Annotated in this window: 3 protein-coding genes; all 3 read left to right on the forward strand. The window is 36.3% G+C overall.

Annotated elements, in window-relative coordinates:
- Positions 1-617: 617 nt before the first annotated feature.
- The 3 genes from BY457_RS18805 to BY457_RS18815 all read left to right on the forward strand — a co-directional run bounded on the left by BY457_RS18805 (position 618) and on the right by BY457_RS18815 (position 2100).
- On the forward strand, positions 618-854 hold the full coding sequence (locus BY457_RS18805) for a hypothetical protein (RefSeq protein WP_106154866.1): 237 nt from the start codon (positions 618-620) through the stop codon (positions 852-854).
- Positions 847-1260 carry a type II toxin-antitoxin system VapC family toxin gene (locus tag BY457_RS18810; RefSeq protein ID WP_106154867.1) on the forward strand — a complete coding sequence of 138 codons (414 nt, stop codon included), beginning with the start codon at positions 847-849 and terminating at the stop codon, positions 1258-1260. Before BY457_RS18805 ends, BY457_RS18810 begins: the two co-directional genes overlap by 8 nt.
- 294 nt (positions 1261-1554) lie before the next feature.
- The gene (locus BY457_RS18815; protein WP_106154868.1) at positions 1555-2100 is read left to right on the forward strand and encodes a hypothetical protein; all 546 of its coding nucleotides are present in this window, start codon (positions 1555-1557) and stop codon (positions 2098-2100) included.
- Positions 2101-2212: the final 112 nt, after the last annotated feature.

Here is a 2212-nt window from a genome sequence, read left to right on the forward strand (position 1 = left end):
CTGCTTCACATGTCCACCTCGTGAACGTGGAGCTATCCCCTGGTAAGAGCTTTATCCTTCAGTCTATTCCTGTCGCATCTACATAACTGTCCTTTTGGTGTTCTTTGGGCTTTACAATGATGTGCTTGCTTACCCGAACGATCATGCCTCATATGCGCCTTACAGCATATGCTAATCCTGTAATACCTGTCCGTCAGTACAGACTTTTGCCGGTTGGCTTCCTTCACTGCATACCTCGCGGTAAACCAGCTTGCCACTTGCTAATGCTTCAAGGCGTCACCCTCGCGCATAAGGGACTTACACCCTCCGGATAAATTCACCTCACACTTTATGGTTACTTGAAAAAGATTTGTATTTTTAATCTTTTTCTAGAACTTCCAGTGTGGGTGCGCTGCTGCTCATGCAGGGCACACACATCGTATATAAAACATTTGGCAGTCAGTGCGTTATTAAGCATTTCAGCTCGTATTATAGGCACTTGTAACTTGACAGGAAAGTGCTTCGAAATGCCAAACGTTTCATACACGTAACCGTTATAGCGCATTTAGAATGAAACTGAGGCTTATTGAATTGATTATTTTGAAATATTTGGTAAATTTGGAAAAAAGGGAAAACGTATGATAATAGATACTCAGATAAGAAGCAGAATCCTTCGAAAAATACAAAGAATTCCTTCGAATAGATTAAAAGAAATTGATGATTTTGTCTCTCGATTGGAATCATCCACTAACAAAAAAGAAAGAAACCTCTCTTTTGCTGGTTCATGGAAAAATATTGATGATAGCGCCTTTGAAGATTTAACAGATAATTTAATTGAAAAAAGACAGCGAAACAAACGAAGAACAAATGAATAGAGCCCTAATTGACACAGATATTCTTTCTTATTATCTCAAAGGGGATAATGACGTAATAAAAAATTTTGAAAAATACCTTGACTATTTTGATATTTTAGAAATTAGTATAATTACGTACTATGAAATAGTTAGTGGCTTACACGCAAAGAATGCCTTTAAACAATTAAACATCTTTGAAGAATTTGTATCAGAAAATCTCGTTTTACCTCTCACCGAAGAATCTGCAAAACTATCAGCAGAAATATACGCTAATCTCCGAAAATCTGGAAATATAGTTGACGATATAGATTTATTGATTGCAGGAATAGCAATTGAAAACGAAATGACTTTAGTTACAAATAATGATAGTCATTTTGAGCGTATCCCTGGATTAAAAACTGAAAACTGGAAGAAAAACGCGCTATAACGGAGCTATATACGCCAGTCGTGGCATCCACTGCATATTGAGGGTTTCGTATTACCCTATTACATGCGTTCAAGCTGATAAAGCCACACCTGGTCTGAAAGCCACGCCCAGGCGCATATAGCCGGGACGTTGTGGTGCATTCAACACAGCACGACAAGCGGAATTAAATTTTCTCGCTAACGTCAAAATGGATTCGATTACGAGATTAAAAAGTGATAATTTTGATAAAAATATAAATGCTTGACATACAATAAATAGATTTAACTTTAATCAAGGTTTTAAGAAACAATTAACATGAAACGAATCATTTTACTGAATCTCTTTATTCTTGCTTTGCTGACAAATACAATGAGCCAACAATCAGTAAACAATTTTCACGCAGAAGGAACCGACTTAATATGGCAAAAAGTCTTTGAAACACAAATGAATTTTGAACAACTCTATTCCAAAGTAAGAGAATCCGGTTTATTGGAAAATATTGAAAAAAGTGAAAACAAATTAACCGGAGAATTAAAACAGATAGATGCTGATTTTAAAGGAGCTGGTTATTCCGAAATGAGTATCCCAATGTATATACCGAGAAGTTTTTATACTGGTTTTGTAATTATTGAATTGAAAGAAGGGAAATACCGAGTTACAATTAAAAGAATTTTCTTGTCCCAAAAATATGATGACCCACTAACAAAGCAGGGCGAAAAAACAAGTATTGTAACTTATGGATTAAAGCGTGGGAAGTCAGAAATAACTTCTTCATTTATGAAAAGTCCAAGTGTGATTTTAGATTATACCTTCAAACAGAAATTTGAATTTAAACAGACTGAAACTAATGATAATTGGTAGAAACGGAAACGCACCACAATCGAGTAGACTGCCGCTAGGTCAATGACCTAGCGGAGAGCCTCTCACACCACCGTACGTACGGGTCTCGTATACGGCGGTTCTTTAAACCATG

Source organism: Marinilabilia salmonicolor, assembly GCF_003003035.1.
Taxonomy (GTDB): domain Bacteria; phylum Bacteroidota; class Bacteroidia; order Bacteroidales; family Marinilabiliaceae; genus Marinilabilia; species Marinilabilia salmonicolor_A.

Coding starts and splice junctions, on each gene's coding strand:
- BY457_RS18810 (WP_106154867.1), top strand. CDS start 847: ATGAATAGAGCCCTAATTGACACAGATATTCTTTCTTATTATCTCAAA.
- BY457_RS18805 (WP_106154866.1), top strand. CDS start 618: ATGATAATAGATACTCAGATAAGAAGCAGAATCCTTCGAAAAATACAA.
- BY457_RS18815 (WP_106154868.1), top strand. CDS start 1,555: ATGAAACGAATCATTTTACTGAATCTCTTTATTCTTGCTTTGCTGACA.